The sequence below is a fragment of the Pseudomonas sp. genome, assembly GCF_035277045.1.
Lineage (GTDB): Bacteria > Pseudomonadota > Gammaproteobacteria > Pseudomonadales > Pseudomonadaceae > Aquipseudomonas.
Map to the genome: position 1 here is coordinate 1 of NZ_DATELE010000145.1, position 15,612 is coordinate 15,612.

At 63.5% G+C, this 15,612-nt stretch carries 16 protein-coding genes; 6 read left to right on the forward strand and 10 right to left on the reverse strand.

Annotated features, from left to right (window positions below; genetic code table 11):
• The first annotated feature begins 82 nt into the window (after positions 1–82).
• The 3 genes from mksB to mksF are packed head-to-tail and all read left to right on the forward strand — an operon-like array spanning position 83 to position 4,894.
• Positions 83–1,363 carry an Mks condensin complex protein MksB gene (mksB, locus tag VJS90_RS06390; protein WP_178076666.1) on the forward strand — a complete coding sequence of 427 codons (1,281 nt, stop codon included), beginning with the start codon at positions 83–85 and terminating at the stop codon, positions 1,361–1,363.
• A complete protein-coding gene (gene mksE, locus VJS90_RS06395; protein WP_085715994.1) occupies positions 1,353–2,066 on the forward strand; it encodes an Mks condensin complex protein MksE in 714 nt (237 codons plus the stop codon). The genes mksB and mksE overlap by 11 nt, the downstream gene beginning before the upstream one ends.
• Positions 2,063–4,894, forward strand: coding sequence for an Mks condensin complex protein MksF (gene mksF / locus VJS90_RS06400; protein ID WP_324120172.1), 2,832 nt, complete (start codon positions 2,063–2,065; stop codon positions 4,892–4,894). The genes mksE and mksF overlap by 4 nt, the downstream gene beginning before the upstream one ends.
• Before the next feature lie 132 nt (positions 4,895–5,026).
• Here mksF and VJS90_RS06405 read toward each other — a convergent pair whose 3' ends face one another.
• The 5 genes from VJS90_RS06405 to rplU form a co-directional block, all read right to left on the reverse strand.
• On the reverse strand, positions 5,027–5,440 hold the full coding sequence (locus VJS90_RS06405; RefSeq protein WP_324120255.1) for a CreA family protein: 414 nt from the start codon (positions 5,438–5,440) through the stop codon (positions 5,027–5,029).
• Between the two features lie 53 nt (positions 5,441–5,493).
• Positions 5,494–6,612 (reverse strand): glutamate 5-kinase, encoded by a 1,119-nt coding sequence (proB, locus tag VJS90_RS06410; protein ID WP_324120174.1) that lies wholly within the window; start codon positions 6,610–6,612, stop codon positions 5,494–5,496.
• A gap of 84 nt (positions 6,613–6,696) precedes the next feature.
• Positions 6,697–7,917 (reverse strand): Obg family GTPase CgtA, encoded by a 1,221-nt coding sequence (cgtA, locus tag VJS90_RS06415; RefSeq protein ID WP_324120175.1) that lies wholly within the window; start codon positions 7,915–7,917, stop codon positions 6,697–6,699.
• Positions 7,918–8,107: 190 nt separating this feature from the next.
• Positions 8,108–8,365 carry a 50S ribosomal protein L27 gene (gene rpmA, locus VJS90_RS06420; protein ID WP_101316402.1) on the reverse strand — a complete coding sequence of 86 codons (258 nt, stop codon included), beginning with the start codon at positions 8,363–8,365 and terminating at the stop codon, positions 8,108–8,110.
• Between the two features lie 35 nt (positions 8,366–8,400).
• Positions 8,401–8,712, reverse strand: coding sequence for a 50S ribosomal protein L21 (rplU, locus tag VJS90_RS06425; RefSeq protein ID WP_158460469.1), 312 nt, complete (start codon positions 8,710–8,712; stop codon positions 8,401–8,403).
• 247 nt (positions 8,713–8,959) lie between these two features.
• Between rplU and VJS90_RS06430 the strand changes: the two genes are divergently transcribed.
• The 3 genes from VJS90_RS06430 to VJS90_RS06440 all read left to right on the forward strand — a co-directional run bounded on the left by VJS90_RS06430 (position 8,960) and on the right by VJS90_RS06440 (position 10,704).
• The gene (locus VJS90_RS06430; RefSeq protein ID WP_324120178.1) at positions 8,960–9,928 is read left to right on the forward strand and encodes a polyprenyl synthetase family protein; all 969 of its coding nucleotides are present in this window, start codon (positions 8,960–8,962) and stop codon (positions 9,926–9,928) included.
• Positions 9,929–10,026: 98 nt separating this feature from the next.
• A complete protein-coding gene (locus tag VJS90_RS06435) occupies positions 10,027–10,368 on the forward strand; it encodes a zinc ribbon domain-containing protein YjdM (protein ID WP_324120181.1) in 342 nt (113 codons plus the stop codon).
• 90 nt (positions 10,369–10,458) lie between these two features.
• A complete protein-coding gene (locus VJS90_RS06440) occupies positions 10,459–10,704 on the forward strand; it encodes a hypothetical protein (RefSeq protein ID WP_324120183.1) in 246 nt (81 codons plus the stop codon).
• Positions 10,705–10,747: 43 nt separating this feature from the next.
• On the opposite strand, the gene VJS90_RS06445 is transcribed toward VJS90_RS06440, so the two are convergent.
• The 5 genes from VJS90_RS06445 to VJS90_RS06465 form a co-directional block, all read right to left on the reverse strand.
• Positions 10,748–11,365, reverse strand: coding sequence for an FKBP-type peptidyl-prolyl cis-trans isomerase (locus VJS90_RS06445; RefSeq protein WP_324120184.1), 618 nt, complete (start codon positions 11,363–11,365; stop codon positions 10,748–10,750).
• 85 nt (positions 11,366–11,450) lie between these two features.
• Complete coding sequence (locus tag VJS90_RS06450; RefSeq protein ID WP_324120186.1) at positions 11,451–11,756, reverse strand: DUF6482 family protein; 306 nt, start codon at positions 11,754–11,756, stop codon at positions 11,451–11,453.
• Positions 11,757–11,889: 133 nt separating this feature from the next.
• A complete protein-coding gene (locus VJS90_RS06455) occupies positions 11,890–12,378 on the reverse strand; it encodes a TIGR00645 family protein (protein ID WP_324120188.1) in 489 nt (162 codons plus the stop codon).
• Between the two features lie 106 nt (positions 12,379–12,484).
• Positions 12,485–12,826 (reverse strand): hypothetical protein, encoded by a 342-nt coding sequence (locus VJS90_RS06460; RefSeq protein ID WP_324120190.1) that lies wholly within the window; start codon positions 12,824–12,826, stop codon positions 12,485–12,487.
• A gap of 158 nt (positions 12,827–12,984) precedes the next feature.
• On the reverse strand, positions 12,985–15,423 hold the full coding sequence (locus VJS90_RS06465) for a Lon protease family protein (RefSeq protein ID WP_324120192.1): 2,439 nt from the start codon (positions 15,421–15,423) through the stop codon (positions 12,985–12,987).
• Positions 15,424–15,612: the final 189 nt, after the last annotated feature.

Genomic DNA, 15,612 nt, shown 5'->3' on the forward strand with positions numbered 1-15,612 from the left:
ACAGCCCGTCCCGAGAGTGAATCGCATTGCCCCCGATGCAGTACAATCGCGGCTTTTAATCGCCAACCAGCCGGCCATTCCGATGATCGAACCCAAGCGCGTCTTGCGCGCCCTCGCTGAACACTGGGCACTTCTGGAGCCTCTGTGCGAGCACTTCGACCAAGGCACACTGAGCCTGAACGAACTGCGCACGCAACTGGCCGCCCAGCAACTCGACAGTACGCCGCAGGACATCACCAGCCTGCTCGACGTGTGGATTCGCCTCGACATCCTGGTTCCCGTGGCCAAAAGCCCGAACCGTTTCGAGCTCAATGCGCAGATTCACGACTTCCTCGCCTATCTGCGCCGTGAACACCGGCTGGGCCTGTGCCTGGAGATTGAAGCCTACCTGCGCCACCTGGAGCGTCTGGCCGGTTATATCCAGGACGCGTTCGATATCCGCGACGGCAATGACCTCGCCCGCCAGTTGCGCCTGCTCGACATGCGCGTGCGTGACGTGCTGAAAAAGCTCGATAACGACGAACAGGCACTGGTGGCCGTCGCCGAACGGGCGAAAACCAGCGACCGGCAGATTCCGTTGCGCCAGCGCTACGCCGAAGTGCTGGCGACCTGGGACGAATACGTCGAGCCGATGATTGATCTGGTGAACGCCGACGGCGCCTTCGAACAAGGTGTACGCAAGGTCGAAACCGTCTTGCTGAAAATGCTCAGCGAACAGCAACGCCTCGGCCACCTGGTCGACGACGACATGCTGCTGCGCACCCACGCACGCATCCTCGAAATGCAGACCAGCGCCCAGTTGACCCTGCGTCATGCCCGCGAACTGCTGCTGCCGCTGCGTGAAGAAGCCCGCCGGCACAACGCCGTGACCCGTGGCGCGGCGCTGGCCTTGTCGATGATCCGTCGCAAGGGCCTCGACGCGGTGCCACAAGCGGCGATGCCGATGTTCACCCGCCCGCAAAGCACCTTCCTCGGCAGTGCCAGTCAGGTCGAAGCCTACGTTTATGCCCTGGCGCGTTTCGAACCGAAACCGGCGCGTTTCCCCAAGGCGCACAAGTCTCACAAGGGCGGCGATGCACCACGGGCGCCGCGCACGGTTCGGGAAATGCTCGAACGCTGCGAAGACGCCTTGCCGATGCCGGACCTGATGACCTGGCTGCTGGAGCAGGAACCAGACGGCGCCACCGACGAATTGCTGTACTGGTTCTCGCGCCTGTCGCGGGAAAAACGCTTCACTCGCGAGCGTCTGGAACGTCGCGAATACCATACTCACGAGCATCAGGTCAGCCTGCGCTCCTTCGCCCTGCTCTCGGTCAGCGATGACGCCGCCGAGAATTCTGCGAGCACCCCAAATGCATCTTGATCTTTCCGAACTGTCCCAACTGGCGCCGATCTTTCGCGAGCTGTTCAAGGGTTACCACGTCAGCCGCCGCGATCCGGAACTGTACGCACAGTTGTCGAACTTCCAGGACCAGTACCGCACGCTGTTCAAGGCCCTGGGCTTTGAACTGGTCTGCGACACCCGCGGCTTCTACTACTTCGTGCCGGACCTCGCGGCAGCGGCGGTGAACAAGACCGCCCAGCGTCTGGCCCTGTTCACCTTCATCCTCGTTGAGCACCTGGCCGATCAGGGCCGCGACCCGATCGCCGTGCTCGACGGCGGCAGCCTGGGGCGCGATGAGTTGCCGTCGCTGCTGGAAAAATACCGCGACCTGTTCATCCAGGCCGAAGTGCAGACCCAGGACGAGCTGGAAGAAAAGATCATGCGGCGCATGACCCAGCTCGGTTTCGCCAGCGAAGAAAACGGCATCTACCGTTTCCTGCCGCCGATGCACCGTTTCCTCGATGTGTGCCTGTCGGTGCAGCAGGACCGCGATCTGGCCGCCAGCCTGCACAGCGTCCTGCCGTTGCCGGTGCCGGTACTGATCGACGAAGACAGCGACGAAAAACTGCTGCAGACCGATGACCCACTCGACCTCGCGGGTTTTGAAGAAGACAGCGAAGATGAAAGCGAAGAAGACGCCTTAGCCCGGGCCATTGCCGAAGAACAGGAGCTCGACGCATGAGCAAGGAACGTTACGGCATCCGCCGCTTTGCCCTTTTGAATACCGCCGGCTACAGCCTTGGCCTGTTCCCGCTGGAAGAGCCGCTGTCGGTGTACGGCGCAAACAACCTCGGTAAGTCCGCCTCGATCAACGCCTTGCAGTTCCCGATCCTGGCGCGCATGTCCGACATGAGCTTCGGCAAGTACAGCCTGGAGCAGTCGCGGCGCTTCTACTTCGCCACCGACACCAGCTACATCCTCTGCGAAGTCAGCCTGCCCCATGGCCCCCACGTGATCGGCGTGGTCGGCCGGGGCCCGGGGGGCGGTTTCGGTCATCAGTTTTTCGCCTACGCAGGCGAACTGGACCTGGCGCACTACCAGAAGGACGATACCTGCCTGCGCCAGAAAGAGCTGTTCACCAACCTTGAACGCAACGGCCTCAAGGCCTACGAGCTCAAGCCCGACGAGTTGCGCCGGCTGCTGGTCGGCGGCCATACCTCGGTACCGCTGAACCTGACCCTGATCCCGCTGCGCTCGACCAGCGAGCAGAGCCTGAAGACCTTCCGCGCGCTGTTCATCAACCTGCTGCACATGCGCGAGATCACCGCAGCCAAGCTCAAGCAGCTGTTCCTCGATGCGTTCGAGCACAGCCTGCGCTCGGGCAGTGTCGACTACATCGCCGCCTGCGATGAGGCCTTCCGCGACGTGCGCCGCATGGAGCAGGACTACAACGCCCTGGTGTCCGCAGGCCCTCTGGTCGAGGCGCTGGCCAATGGCGTGGCGCAGCGCGACATCCTGCGCGGCAAGCTGCACCGCATCTCGCCGCTGCTCGACACCCTGCTGGGTACCTGGCAGGACTACGCCCTGGCGCGCAAGGAAGAGCTGCTGATCCAGGTCGAGCACTACCAGAACCAGCAGGACAGTCTGCAGAACACCCAGCGCAACGGTACCCAGGAGCTCATGCGCCTGGAGCGCGAGATCACCGGCATCCAGCGCTGGCTGGGCGAGCTCTCGGTGCTCAAGCACCGCTTCGCCCTGGTCAGTGACGTGAAGGTGCTGGAGCAGCAGTTGCTGGCCGCCAAGGACGCCCACGACGAGCTCGCCGGCGCCCTCGCCCAGTCGCGCCAGTTCAGCGCCGAGGACCTCGACGAGCGCCTGCGCGACCTGTCGCAGCGCCTGCGTTCGGTCAGCCAGCAGCTCGACCACGCCGACAACAACAGCTACGCCCGCCTGCGCGAGGAGTTCTCCCAGCCGGATGTCGAGCGTCTTATGCGCCTGTTCAACGGCGCGCTGTTCAGCCTGCCCCCGGGCGAACATGGCATCTCGCTGGACGATGACGACAAGTGGGTCAAGTCACTCGAAGCGGTACTGGCCGGCTTCAAGGGCGAGCGCTTCGAAGTGCCCGGCCTGTCCATCGACCTGTCGCACATCGACCCGCCTGCCCTTCAGGCCCTGGCCGATCGCGCCGGGCTGCGCGACCAGAAGGAGCGCCTGGAAAAAGAGCTCAAGCAGCTGCGTACCCAGCAGGCCGTGGCCGCCGACCGCGCCGCCAGCAAGACCCAGACCGAAACCCTCTACCAGCAGGTACTCGACGCGCAGAAAGCCCTCGAGGACTTCCGCCGCACCCAGACCCTGGCCGCCGAAGAACCCGACAAGCTCGAGCAACTGGCCCAGCTCGAAGCCAGCCAGGATGAGCTCAAGCGCTCAAGCGATGCGTTCACCGAGCGCGTCCAGCAGCTGTCGGTCAAGCTGCAGCTGGCCGGCCGGCAGATCGCCGACATGGAGGCCAAGCAGCGCACCCTCGACGACGCTCTGCGCCGCCGCCAGCTGCTGCCGGCCAACCTGCCCTTCGGCACGCCGTTCATGGAGCCGGTGAATGACTCGATGGACAACCTGCTGCCGCTGCTCAACGACTATCAGGACAGCTGGCAAGGCCTGCAGCGTGTCGACGGGCAGATCGAGGCGCTATACGCCCAGGTGCGCCTCAAGGGCGTGGCCAAGTTCGACAACGAAGACGACATGGAGCGCCGCCTGCAGCTGTTGATCAACGCCTACGCGCACCGTACCGATGAAGCCCTGACCCTGGGCAAGGCGCGCCGCGCGGCGGTCACCGACATCGCCCGGACATTGCGCAACATCCGCAGCGACTACGACAGCCTCGAGCACCAGCTGGCGCTGTTCAACCGCGAGATCAACAAGCGCCAGGTTTCCAACCTTGCAAGCTTCCGTATCGTGCTGGCGCCAAACAAGGAAGCGCTCAAGCATATCGACCAGATCATCCACAGCGCCGGGCAGTACGAAGAAGGCGAGACGCTGTCGGTGTTCGACCTGAGCCAGAGCGCCGAACAGGACAACAGGAACGAAGAAGCCAAGGAGTACCTGGCGCGGCTGGTGGCGGCCAACCACAACCAGCTGGGCCTGAAGGACCTGTTCGAGCTCGCCTTCGAGATCACCAAGGTCAATGGTCAGCCAGTGATCCATACCGACATCGATGGCGCGGCGTCCAACGGCACCACCATGACCATCAAGGCGCTGACCAACATGTACCTGTTGCTGCACCTGATGGACCGCGACCAGGCCGGCCGTGTGCGCCTGCCCTACTACCTGGACGAAGCGGCCGACATCGACGAACGCAACCAGGCCGCGTTGCTCGAGACCAGCCAGCAGCTGGGCTTCGTGCCGATCCTGGCGAGCGTGAAGCCGCAGGTGTCGGCGCATGTGGCGATCGACCTGGAAGGCGGGAGCGGGCCGAATGGCATCTACATCGATGAGGATGACTGGAAGTACATCAGTCGGCTGGAGGAGTTGAAGGTCGAGGTGCCGGAAGAAGAAGCCGAGCCGGCGGTGTAATGCCGCTGGACCGCGGCGGCCCTTTCGCGGGCAAGCCCGCTCCCACAGATCTGGCGGCGTCCTCGAGAGCAGGACCGTACCTGTGGGAGCGGGCATGCCCGCGAAGACGTCACTACAAATGCCGGATCCGGATCACTGCGCCCAAGGCAGAATCGGAATCGCCGTCACCGCATTCTGCGGGCTGCCTTCGATCAACCGGTCGCTATACACCAGGTACACCAGCGTATTGCGCTTCTTGTCCAGGAAGCGCACTACCTGCATGGTCTTGAACACCAGCGAGGTGCGCTCCTTGAACACGACCTCGCCGTCCTTGAGCTCCCCATCGAACCGGATCGGCCCAACCTGGCGGCAAGCAATCGACGCCTCCGCACGGTCCTCGGCAAATCCCAGCCCGCCCTTGAGCCCGCCCGTCTTGGCCCGCGACAAATAGCACGTCACCCCTTGGACCTTGGGATCATCGAACGCCTCGACCACGATGCGATCGTTGGGCCCGACGAACTTGAACACGGTCGAGACCTGGCCGATCTCCTCGGCGCCCGCCAGCATCGGCACGGCCAGCGCGGCGACGGCAAGCAGCCGTTTCAGCACCTTGACGCCACTCACACCAGCACCAGATTATCGCGATGGATCAGCTCCGGCTCGGCGCTGTAGCCGAGCAGGCTTTCGATCGCCTCCGACGACTGGCCAATGATCTTCTGCGCCTCCAGCGCGCTGTAGTTGGCAAGGCCACGGGCCACTTCAAGACCATCGGGGCCGACGCAGACCACCATTTCGCCACGCCGGAAGCTGCCCTGCACGGTCTTGACGCCGACCGGCAGCAGGCTCTTGCTGGCTTCGCGCAGGGCGCGCACGGCGCCGTCGTCGAGCACCAGGGTGCCGCGAGTCTGCAGGTGCCCAGCCAGCCACTGCTTGCGCGCCGCGATCATGCCGCGCTCGGGCGAGAGCAAGGTACCCAGTTGCTCGCCGGCCTTCAGGCGATCGAGCACGCGCTCCAGACGGCCGCCGACAATGATGGTGTGAGCGCCCGAACGGGCCGCCAGGCGCGCGGCGCGCAGCTTGGTCTGCATGCCGCCACGGCCGAGGGCGCCGCCGGTGCTTCCGGCCACGGCGTCGAGGCTCGGGTCATCGGCACGGGCCTCGGAAATCAGCTGGGCATCGGGGTTGTTGCGCGGGTCGGCGTCGAACATGCCGTCGCGGTCAGTGAGGATGACCAGCAGGTCGGCCTCGACCAGGTTGGCCACCAGCGCCGCCAGGGTGTCGTTGTCGCCAAAGCGGATCTCGTCGGTGACCACGGTATCGTTTTCGTTGATCACCGGCACCACGCCCAGCTCCACCAGCGTGCGCAGGGTGCTCCGGGCGTTGAGGTAACGCTTGCGGTCGGACAGGTCGTCGTGGGTAAGGAGGATCTGCGCGGTGTGCTTGCCGTGCTCGGCAAAGCTCGATTCCCAGGCCTGCACCAGGCGCATCTGGCCCAGCGAGGCGGCCGCCTGCAGCTCGTTCATCGCGCTCGGTCGCTTGGTCCAGCCGAGCTGGCTCATGCCGGCCGCCACCGCCCCGGAGGACACCAGCACCAGCTCGACGCCCGCCTCGCGCAACGCCACCATCTGTTCGACCCATACGGCCATCGCCGCCCGGTCAAGGCCCTTGCCATCGCCCGTCAGCAGGGCGCTGCCGATCTTGACCACCCAACGCCGCGCACCCGTCACCTTGCTCCGCATCTTCTTCCAACCTATGTCGATCTGTAGATACCGTAGATACAAAAACGCCGCTCGAAAGAGCGGCGTTCAGTGTACTGCAACCGGTCAGTCGCGCACGTAAATGATTTCCGGACCGTCTTCGTCGTCCTCGTCATCCCAATCGTCATCGTCGCCGATGTCGTGCACGCTCTTGACGCCGGTACGGCGCAGGGCGCGGGCGTCATCCAGTGCCTGCAACTGGGCACGGGCTTCGTCTTCGATGCGCTGGTCGAGCTCGGCCAGCTCCTCGGCGTAGGCCGGGTCGTTGGCGAGGCGGTCGGCGCGGTCTTCGAGGTAGCGCATGATGTCGCGGCTGAGCTGCTCGGTGCCCTGCTTGGAGATGGCCGAGATCACATGGACCGGCCCTTCCCACTGCAGGCGCTCGACCACTTCCTTGACGCGCTCGTCTCGCTCGTCGTCCATCAGCATGTCGGTCTTGTTAAGCACCAGCCAGCGGTCGCGCTCGGCCAGCGACGGGCTGAAGCGGGTCAGCTCGTTGACGATGACTTCGGCGGCATCGGCGGAGCTGCTTTCATCCAGCGGCGCCAGGTCGACGAGGTGCAGCAGCAGGCGGGTACGCGCCAGGTGCTTGAGGAAGCGGATACCCAGGCCGGCACCGTCGGAGGCGCCTTCGATCAGGCCGGGGATGTCGGCGATGACGAAGCTCTTCCAGCGGTCGACGCTGACCACGCCCAGGTTTGGCACCAGGGTGGTGAACGGGTAGTCGGCAACCTTCGGCTTGGCGGCCGAGACCGAGCGGATGAAGGTGCTCTTGCCAGCGTTCGGCAGGCCGAGCAGGCCGACGTCGGCCAGTACCTTCATTTCAAGCTTCAGGTCACGCTGGTCGCCCGGCTTGCCTGGCGTGGTCTGGCGTGGCGCACGGTTGGTGCTGGACTTGAAGCGGGTGTTGCCCAGGCCGTGCCAGCCGCCTTGGGCGACCATCAGCTTCTGGCCCGGGGTGATCAGGTCACCGATCACTTCCTGGGTGCTCGCATCGATCACGGTGGTGCCGACCGGCACGCGCAGGAACAGGTCTTCGCCTTTCTTGCCGGTGCAGTCGGTGCTGCCACCATTGGCGCCACGCTGGGCATCGAAATGCCGGGTGTAACGATAGTCGACCAGGGTATTGAGGTTGTCGTCGGCCACCAGGAACACCGAGCCACCGTCGCCGCCATCACCGCCGTTGGGGCCACCGTTCTCGATGAACTTCTCGCGACGGAAGCTCATGCAACCGTTACCACCGTCACCGGCCTTGACCCGGATCGATACTTCGTCAACAAACTTCATAAAAAAACCGCCTCTCGTCGGGTGACGAGCTCAATGACTCAAAGACATAAGGCTCTTGCAAAAATGAGCGCGGCGGCCCCCGTTCGACCGTAGATCCAGCGCCGGCAGCCCATACAAACAGCTTTGCAAGAGACTCACCACAAACGAAAAAGCCCCGTCGCATGACGGGGCTTCTCCAGCGACAGCGCGATTAGCCCGCGACGACGCTTACATAACGGCGGTTGAACTCGCCTTTCTTCTCGAACTTGATCACGCCTTCGATTTTCGCGAAGAGGGTGTGATCCTTGCCCATGCCAACGCCGTAGCCAGCGTGGAACTGGGTGCCGCGTTGGCGAACGATGATGTTGCCGGCCTTGATGACCTGGCCGCCATACATCTTCACGCCAAGGCGTTTCGATTCTGAGTCGCGACCGTTACGGGTACTACCACCAGCTTTTTTGTGTGCCATGGTTCAATTCTCCAAAGATTGGGGATTAAGGCTAATTAAGCCTGAATACCGGTGATTTTGATCTCGGTGAACCACTGGCGGTGGCCCATACGCTTCATGTGGTGCTTACGGCGACGGAACTTGATGATGCGCACTTTATCGTGACGGCCTTGCGACACGACTTCAGCGACAACCGTGGCGCCAGCAACGACAGGAGCGCCGATGTTCACGTCGTCACCATTGGCGACCAGCAGAACGCGATCGAAGGTCACGGATTCGCCAGTGGCGATTTCCAGTTTTTCGATCTTCAGGTATTCACCTTCGGCGACTTTGTACTGCTTGCCACCGGTAACAATTACTGCGTACATGGGGTATATCTCCGTTAATCCTGCTCACCCAGCTCTTTATAAGAAGAGTATTGGCTGGCATGGCTGCATGGGGCTGGAACGGCCCGGTGCATTGCGTAAGGCAGGTGATGCCCAGGGAAGTTCAGGGTGCGCGATTGTACGCAAGGCGCCAACCCCTTGCAAGTCCCGCCCAGGCCCCACGGGCACCGCGCCTTGACACACCGGGACCCGCGACCTAGCATGCCGCGCAACCTCAATGGAGCAGCCGATGCAACCCCAAGCTTTCTACCGCGCGGTAGCTGAAGATTTCAGCGCCGTCGACGAGATCATCAAGAAGCAGCTGACCTCGCGCGTGCCGCTGGTATCGAAGATCGGCGACTACATCACCTCGGCCGGCGGCAAGCGCCTGCGCCCGCTGCTGGTGCTGCTCTGCGGCAAGGCCCTGGGCCGCGAAGGCGATGACCTGCGCCTGCTGGCCGCGACCATCGAGTTCCTGCACACCGCGACCCTGCTGCACGACGACGTGGTCGACATGTCAGGCATGCGCCGCGGCCGCGACACCGCCAATGCCAAGTGGGGCAACGCCCCGAGCGTGCTGGTCGGCGACTTTTTATATTCGCGCTCGTTCGAGATGATGGTCGAGCTGGGCTCCATGCCGGTCATGCAGATCCTCTCCAAGGCCACCCGGGTGATCGCCGAGGGCGAGGTGCTGCAGTTGACCAAGGTGCGTGACGCCAGCACCACCGAAGAGATCTACATGGACGTCATCCGCGGCAAGACCGCGATGCTGTTCGAGGCCTCGGCCCACAGCGCCGCCGCCCTGGCCGGGGCCAGCGACGAGCAGCTCGCCGCCCTGCGCACCTTCGGCGATCACCTGGGCGTGGCCTTCCAGCTGGTCGACGACCTGCTCGACTACAAGGGTGACGCGCAGACCCTGGGCAAGAACGTCGGTGACGACCTGGCCGAAGGCAAGCCGACCTTGCCGCTGATCTACACCATGCGCGAAGGCACCGCCGAGCAGGCCGCCCTGGTGCGCCAGGCGATCCAGAAAGGCGGCATCGAAGACCTCGAGAGCATCCGCGCCGCCGTCGAGGCCTCGGGCGCCCTGGACTACACCGCCCGCCAGGCCCGCGACTACGCGGCCCGCGCCATTGCCTGCCTGGAAGTGCTGCCGGCCAGCGAGTACCGCGATGCCCTGGTAGAGCTCAGCGAATTCGCCGTCGCTCGCACGCACTGATCCCTCCTGGCCCATCCCTCGATGGGCCTGTTTTCCTATTGACCGGCAAAACCCTATACAATGTGGGTCTTATTTTCTGCCTGTCCTGAGGAACCGTAGTGAGCACTTTGCCACCCTGCCCCAAATGCAACTCCGAATACACCTACGAAGACGGCGCCCAGCTGATCTGCCCTGAGTGCGCCCACGAGTGGTCGGCCAGCGGCGAAGCCGAAGCGGCCAGTGATGACGTGGTGAAGAAGGATTCGGTGGGCAACGTTCTGCAGGATGGCGACACCGTGACCGTCATCAAGGACCTGAAGGTCAAAGGCTCGTCCCTGGTCGTCAAGGTCGGCACCAAGGTCAAGAACATCCGCCTGTGCGACGGCGATCACGACATCGACTGCAAGATCGACGGGATCGGCGCGATGAAGCTGAAGTCGGAATTCGTGCGCAAGGTCTGACCTGCGGCTTTAAAAATTCCGCCGACAGGCTCTTGCTATTTTGATAATAAGAATTATTCTCACTGGAGTTCGAATCCAAGGAGAATAGCCATGACTTATCTGATAGACGCCTGGCTTGACCGCCCCCAGCCCTACCTGCGCATCCTGCACCGGGAAACCGGTGAGGTGTGTGCGGTGATCGAGGAAGACGCGCTCGATGAGCTGCGAGACCAGGGCGATCTGGACCTCAGCGGGCTGAATTCGTGTGAGCCCATCGTGCTGAAGGAGCTGGTGCGAAACCTGTTTCTGTTCTGTTATGCCCGGGCATTGCGTCCGGGTGGAGCACAGTTGCATTGAGCAGGTGGGCTCTGGGGCCGCTGCGCAGCCCCAGATAGCGACGTTACAGAACGTCCAGCAGCTCTACATCGAACACCAGCACGCTGTGCGGCGGGATGCTGCCAACGCCTTGGGCGCCGTAGGCCAGCTCGCTTGGCACGTACAGGCGCCATTTGCTGCCGGCATTCATCAGCTGCAGGGCTTCGGTCCAGCCAGCGATGACGCCACCGACCGGGAACTCGGCCGGCTGGCCGCGCTCGTACGAGCTGTCGAACACGGTGCCGTCGATCAGGGTGCCGTGGTAGTGGGTACGCACGCTGTCATCACGCGATGGCTTGGCGCCCTCGCCCGCGGTCAGCACTTCGAACTGCAGGCCCGAAGCCAGGGTGGTGATACCGTCGCGCTTGGCGTTCTCAGCCAGGAAAGCCTTGCCTTCGCCAGCCGCTGCTTCAGCCTTGGCCGCGGCTTCACGCTGCATGATGTCGCGAATCACCTGGAAGCTGGCCGACAGTTCGGCTTCGCTGACGCGGCTCTGCTCGCCGTTGAAGGCATCGGTCAGGCCAGCCAGGATGGCCTCGAGGCTCACGCCCGGTGGCGGGTTGTCACGCAGCTGGCCACCCAGCTGACGGCCGATGCCGTAGCTGACGCGGGTTTCGTCGGTAGACAGGTTGAGTTCGGACATTTGCTTGCTCCGCAGCAGGGCGCGCGACAGCGGCGCCCTTCATGAAAAGGGCGAGCAGCCTAGCACACTGCGGCGCAGCCTTCAGCTACCAGGCCGAACGCCGGGAAATGGGGACTTTGAGGTCTTCGCCAGGATGGCTGCCCAGGCCACACATCTCATCCTGGACGGACCAGTGCACCAGGTTCATCGACACCAGCGGCACGTCTTGCAGCAACAACCGCGCATCCTCCACCGAATGCACGCGCAGGCGTTGCCCACGGCCGTCGGCAAGCGGATGAGGACGCCCGTGGATACGGGCTTCAAGCAGGTAGTCGCCACCTTCGATGGCAATCAGGTTGAGCTCTTCGACACGGCCCGCCCGGGCCTCCCCGTTCAGTTCATGCAAGTTCATGTGAGCACCTCGCGATGGGAGTCACGCGTGAATGCTCATTTTTTCTACGTCGCTGGCAAAAGCACAAGGCACAAACGCAACCGCCCGTCCGTTTCGCAACGTACGGGCGGCATGTACCCGCCGAAGGCGCCGGTCAGTGCTTGGTCAGCTTGTCCAGATAGCCCATGGCGAAGGCGGACACCACGAAGGTCATGTGGATGATCACATACCACATCAGGTAGTCGGTGGAGATGTTCTGCGCGTCCATGAACACCCGCAGCAGGTGGATCGAGGAAATCGCCACGATCGAGGCGGCGACCTTCATCTTCAGCGACGAAGAGTCCATCTTGCCCAACCAGCTGAGCTTCTCCTTGCTGTCATCGATATCCAGCTGCGAGACGAAGTTCTCGTAGCCAGAGAACATCACCATGACCAGCAGGCCGCCCACCAGCGACATGTCGATCAGCGAAAGGATCACCAGGATCAGGTCCGCCTCGCTCAGGGCGAAGACATTGGGCAGGACATGGACGATTTCCTGGAAGAATTTCAGCGCCAGCGCGAGCAGGCCCAGGGACAAACCGAAATAGATGGGTGCGAGTAGCCAGCGCGAGGCATACATCGCGTTTTCGAGAACACGTTCCATGGGATAAAAGACTCATCTGATGGCGAAAAAGCGAGCGCGAGTATAGCCAGCCTGCCATGACAGATAAAAGCCCGCGACAGCGCGTCGCAGGGAGCATTGGCGCGGTTCAGGGCTCAGGGTGGAACTGGTAGTCCCCCACGTTGTGGATGCGCTCGCCATTGATCTTGCGCAGTTGCGCTTGCAGGTGCAGGGACCAGATCTGCGGGCCGCTGGCGACCTGGTAGCCGTGCAGGGTCAGGCTGTCGACAATCGCATTGAGCACGGATTCGGCAACCAGTGGCCCATGAAAAGGGCCCTGGGCCTTGATGGCGGACGGTTGCTCGCCGGCCATGCCGGCGGCAAAGAGCAAGGTCCACATGCCGGTGTCACCCGCCAAGGGGCGAATACTGCATTCGATACGGGTCACCAGGCCGAGGCACTGGCGGGTGAGGCTGAGGCTGCGCGGCATGGGGGCCACCCCTTGATGAAGCGCTGTTCAGCCCGTCAGCGACGGGCTGTCTCCATCCTGAACCTGATGCTCTCCTGAATTTCAGCATAGATGACGCAGCGAGAGATAGAAAACCGGCGCCGAACGGTAGCAAAATGCCGCTGCGCCGGTTTCTTGACTTAGACAGGCTTGGCCTGGGCCAGTACCTCTTCAAGACGGTCCTTCTCGGCTTCCTTGATATCCTCTTCGCTGACCATCTCGGCGATGAAGCTCAACCGCTCCACTACCCGCGCATTGACGCTGCCTTCCGGGAACTGACCCTCCGCGTCCGGCGCCCCGGCGGGCTCGCCCACCAGCAGGCTCAGCGCCTCGTCGGCCTGGCTGACCGCATAGACATGAAACTTGCCTGCTTCCACCGCTCGCAACACGCGCTCATCAAGCATCAGTGTCGCCACGTTGGGACGCGGAATGATCACGCCCTGATCGCCCGTGAGCCCGCGGGCTTCGCAGAGCCGGAAGAAGCCCTCGATCTTCTCGTTGACCCCACCAACCGCCTGCACCTCGCCAAACTGGTTGATGGAACCGGTGATGGCGAAGCACTGCTTGAGCGGCGTTCTGGAGAGCGCCGAGATCAGCGTGCAGACCTCGCCCAGCGAGGCGCTGTCGCCGTCGACGTAACCGTAGGACTGCTCTAGGGCGATGCTCGCCGAGATCGCCAGCGGGAATTCCTGGGCATAGCGGCTGCCCAGGTAACCCGTGAGGATCATCACCCCCTTGGAGTGAATAGGCTGGCCAAGGTTGACCTCACGCTCGATGTCGACGATGCCGCTGCCGCCTGGATAGACAGTGGCCGAGATCCGCGCTGGCACGCCAAAGGCCGAGTCGCCCACCTCCAGCACCGTCAGCCCGTTGCACTTGCCAATGGCCGCGCCTTCGGTGTCGATCAGGATGATCCCGGCGAGCATGTCATCGAGAATGCGCGCCGACACCCGGCCGGTGCGCGTGGCCTTGGCACGCAGCGCGCGCTCGATATGGCCCGCGTCGGTCATCTCGTCGCTGGCGAGCTGGCGAATGAAATCGGCTTCGCTCACCAGCTGGAACAGGTCACCGATACGCGCCGACAAGCGCCCCTGGTGCTCGGCCAGTCGCGCGCTGTAGGTGGCCAGCCGCGCCACGGCGTCGGCGGTGAGCGGCGCCATGCCCTCCTCGTTGGTGCGGGTCTTGAGCAACTGGGCGAACTGCTCCAGGTTCTCGTCGACCATGGGGATGTCTTCGTCGAAGTCGACCAGAACGCGGAACATCTCCTGGAAGTCCGGATCGTGGTCCTGCAGCGCGTAGTACAACTGCCGCGAGCCGATGATCACCAGCTTGACGTTCAGCGCGATCATCTGCGGGTTGAGGGTGATGGCCGAGACGCGGCCCAGCTCGCCCAGCGGCGATTCCATCTTCAGCTTGCGCGATTGCAGGGCGCGTTTGAGCGCATCCCACACGAAAGGCTCACCCAGCATCTTCTCGGCTTCAAGGATCAGGAATCCGCCGTTGGCCTTGTGCAAGGCGCCCGGGCGCAGCTGGCGGTAGGAGGTGTACAGCGCGCCCTGGTCGGTGCTGTACTCGATGCGCCCGAACAGGTTGTCGTAGGTCGGGTGCGGCTCGAACACCACTGGCGCGCCGCCGTGGGCGTGATGGCCGACCACCAGGCTCGGCGCGTACTGCTCCTCGAGCAGCTTGCGCGCCACGGCATCGGTCTTGCTATCGTCGACCAGCTGTTCGACCACGGTCCGCAGCAGGTTGAGCTGCATGGACTGCAGGTAGGCACAGACCACCGCGTTTTCGGCGTACTTTTCCGACAGTGGCGCCAGCAATGGCTCCAGTGCCAGGGTGATGGTCTCCTCGTTGAGCTGGCGCAGCTGGTTGCTCGACTCCCGCTTCCACTGGGGCAGGCTGGCCAGCTCCTCGTTCAGGCGTTCCTCGAGCGCCGCGATGTCGTCATGAAAGCGCTCGCGTGCCTCGTCAGGCAACTGCGCGAACTCGGCTTCGTCCAGCGCCTTGCCGTCGCTCATCGGGGTAAAGGCGACGTTGTTGCTGTCACGGTACAGGGCCACGTCCTTTTCCAGCGACGCACGCTCGATCACATCCAGAGCGCGGTCATAGCGCTGGTTGAAGGCGCGGTCGATGGCGCTTTTCTTCTGCTGGTAGGACGGGTGCTCGAACACCGCAGGAAAGGTCGCCAGGAGGTTGTCGATCAGCCCGTTCATGTCGGCGCAGAACTCGCCCGCGGTACCGGCCGGCAGCTCTAGTGCGCGTGGTTCGCGCGGGTCGTCGAAGTTGTTGACGTAGAGCCGGTCGGACGGGGTCTGCTGACGCTTGCCCTCGGCCTTGAGGTAACGTTTGACGAACGAGAAGCGCCCGGTGCCAGGTTCTCCCATGACGAATACGTTGTACCCGGGGCGCGGCATGGCCACGCCGAACTGCAGGGCCTCGACGGCACGCTCCTGGCCCAGCACACCACGGAAAGGCTCCAGGTCATCGGTGTTGGTGAAGGCAAACTGTTCAGCGGAAAAACGCCGGGTCAGGGCTTCAGGCGCAAGACGCAGGCTCGCAGCGACAGGATCGGGCATTGGGCTTCCTTACTTCGGCGGGGCAGATGTCGGCATTCTGGCGCCGCCTCGACGCGGGTTGCAAGGCCCCAACGCGATGCAGGCGCACGCGTTCATCCCTGCAATTTTTCGCAATAAGCCACGCAACCTTTGGATCGTGCCTAAACTCCAAGCTGCGCGGGTGGGTGCTTTGCATCCCCGACCTGGCAG

Bases quoted from the DNA above. Each gene is read 5' to 3' on its own strand.
- VJS90_RS06430 (WP_324120178.1), top strand. From the start codon at position 8,960: ATGCAACCCCAAGCTTTCTACCGCGCGGTAGCTGAAGATTTCAGCGCC.
- proB (WP_324120174.1), bottom strand. From the start codon at position 6,612: ATGCGGAGCAAGGTGACGGGTGCGCGGCGTTGGGTGGTCAAGATCGGC.
- rplU (WP_158460469.1), bottom strand. From the start codon at position 8,712: ATGTACGCAGTAATTGTTACCGGTGGCAAGCAGTACAAAGTCGCCGAA.
- VJS90_RS06450 (WP_324120186.1), bottom strand. From the start codon at position 11,756: ATGAACTTGCATGAACTGAACGGGGAGGCCCGGGCGGGCCGTGTCGAA.
- VJS90_RS06440 (WP_324120183.1), top strand. From the start codon at position 10,459: ATGACTTATCTGATAGACGCCTGGCTTGACCGCCCCCAGCCCTACCTG.
- VJS90_RS06445 (WP_324120184.1), bottom strand. From the start codon at position 11,365: ATGTCCGAACTCAACCTGTCTACCGACGAAACCCGCGTCAGCTACGGC.
- mksE (WP_085715994.1), top strand. From the start codon at position 1,353: ATGCATCTTGATCTTTCCGAACTGTCCCAACTGGCGCCGATCTTTCGC.
- VJS90_RS06465 (WP_324120192.1), bottom strand. From the start codon at position 15,423: ATGCCCGATCCTGTCGCTGCGAGCCTGCGTCTTGCGCCTGAAGCCCTG.
- mksF (WP_324120172.1), top strand. From the start codon at position 2,063: ATGAGCAAGGAACGTTACGGCATCCGCCGCTTTGCCCTTTTGAATACC.
- VJS90_RS06405 (WP_324120255.1), bottom strand. From the start codon at position 5,440: ATGCTGGCGGGCGCCGAGGAGATCGGCCAGGTCTCGACCGTGTTCAAG.
- mksB (WP_178076666.1), top strand. From the start codon at position 83: ATGATCGAACCCAAGCGCGTCTTGCGCGCCCTCGCTGAACACTGGGCA.
- VJS90_RS06455 (WP_324120188.1), bottom strand. From the start codon at position 12,378: ATGGAACGTGTTCTCGAAAACGCGATGTATGCCTCGCGCTGGCTACTC.
- cgtA (WP_324120175.1), bottom strand. From the start codon at position 7,917: ATGAAGTTTGTTGACGAAGTATCGATCCGGGTCAAGGCCGGTGACGGT.
- rpmA (WP_101316402.1), bottom strand. From the start codon at position 8,365: ATGGCACACAAAAAAGCTGGTGGTAGTACCCGTAACGGTCGCGACTCA.
- VJS90_RS06460 (WP_324120190.1), bottom strand. From the start codon at position 12,826: ATGCCGCGCAGCCTCAGCCTCACCCGCCAGTGCCTCGGCCTGGTGACC.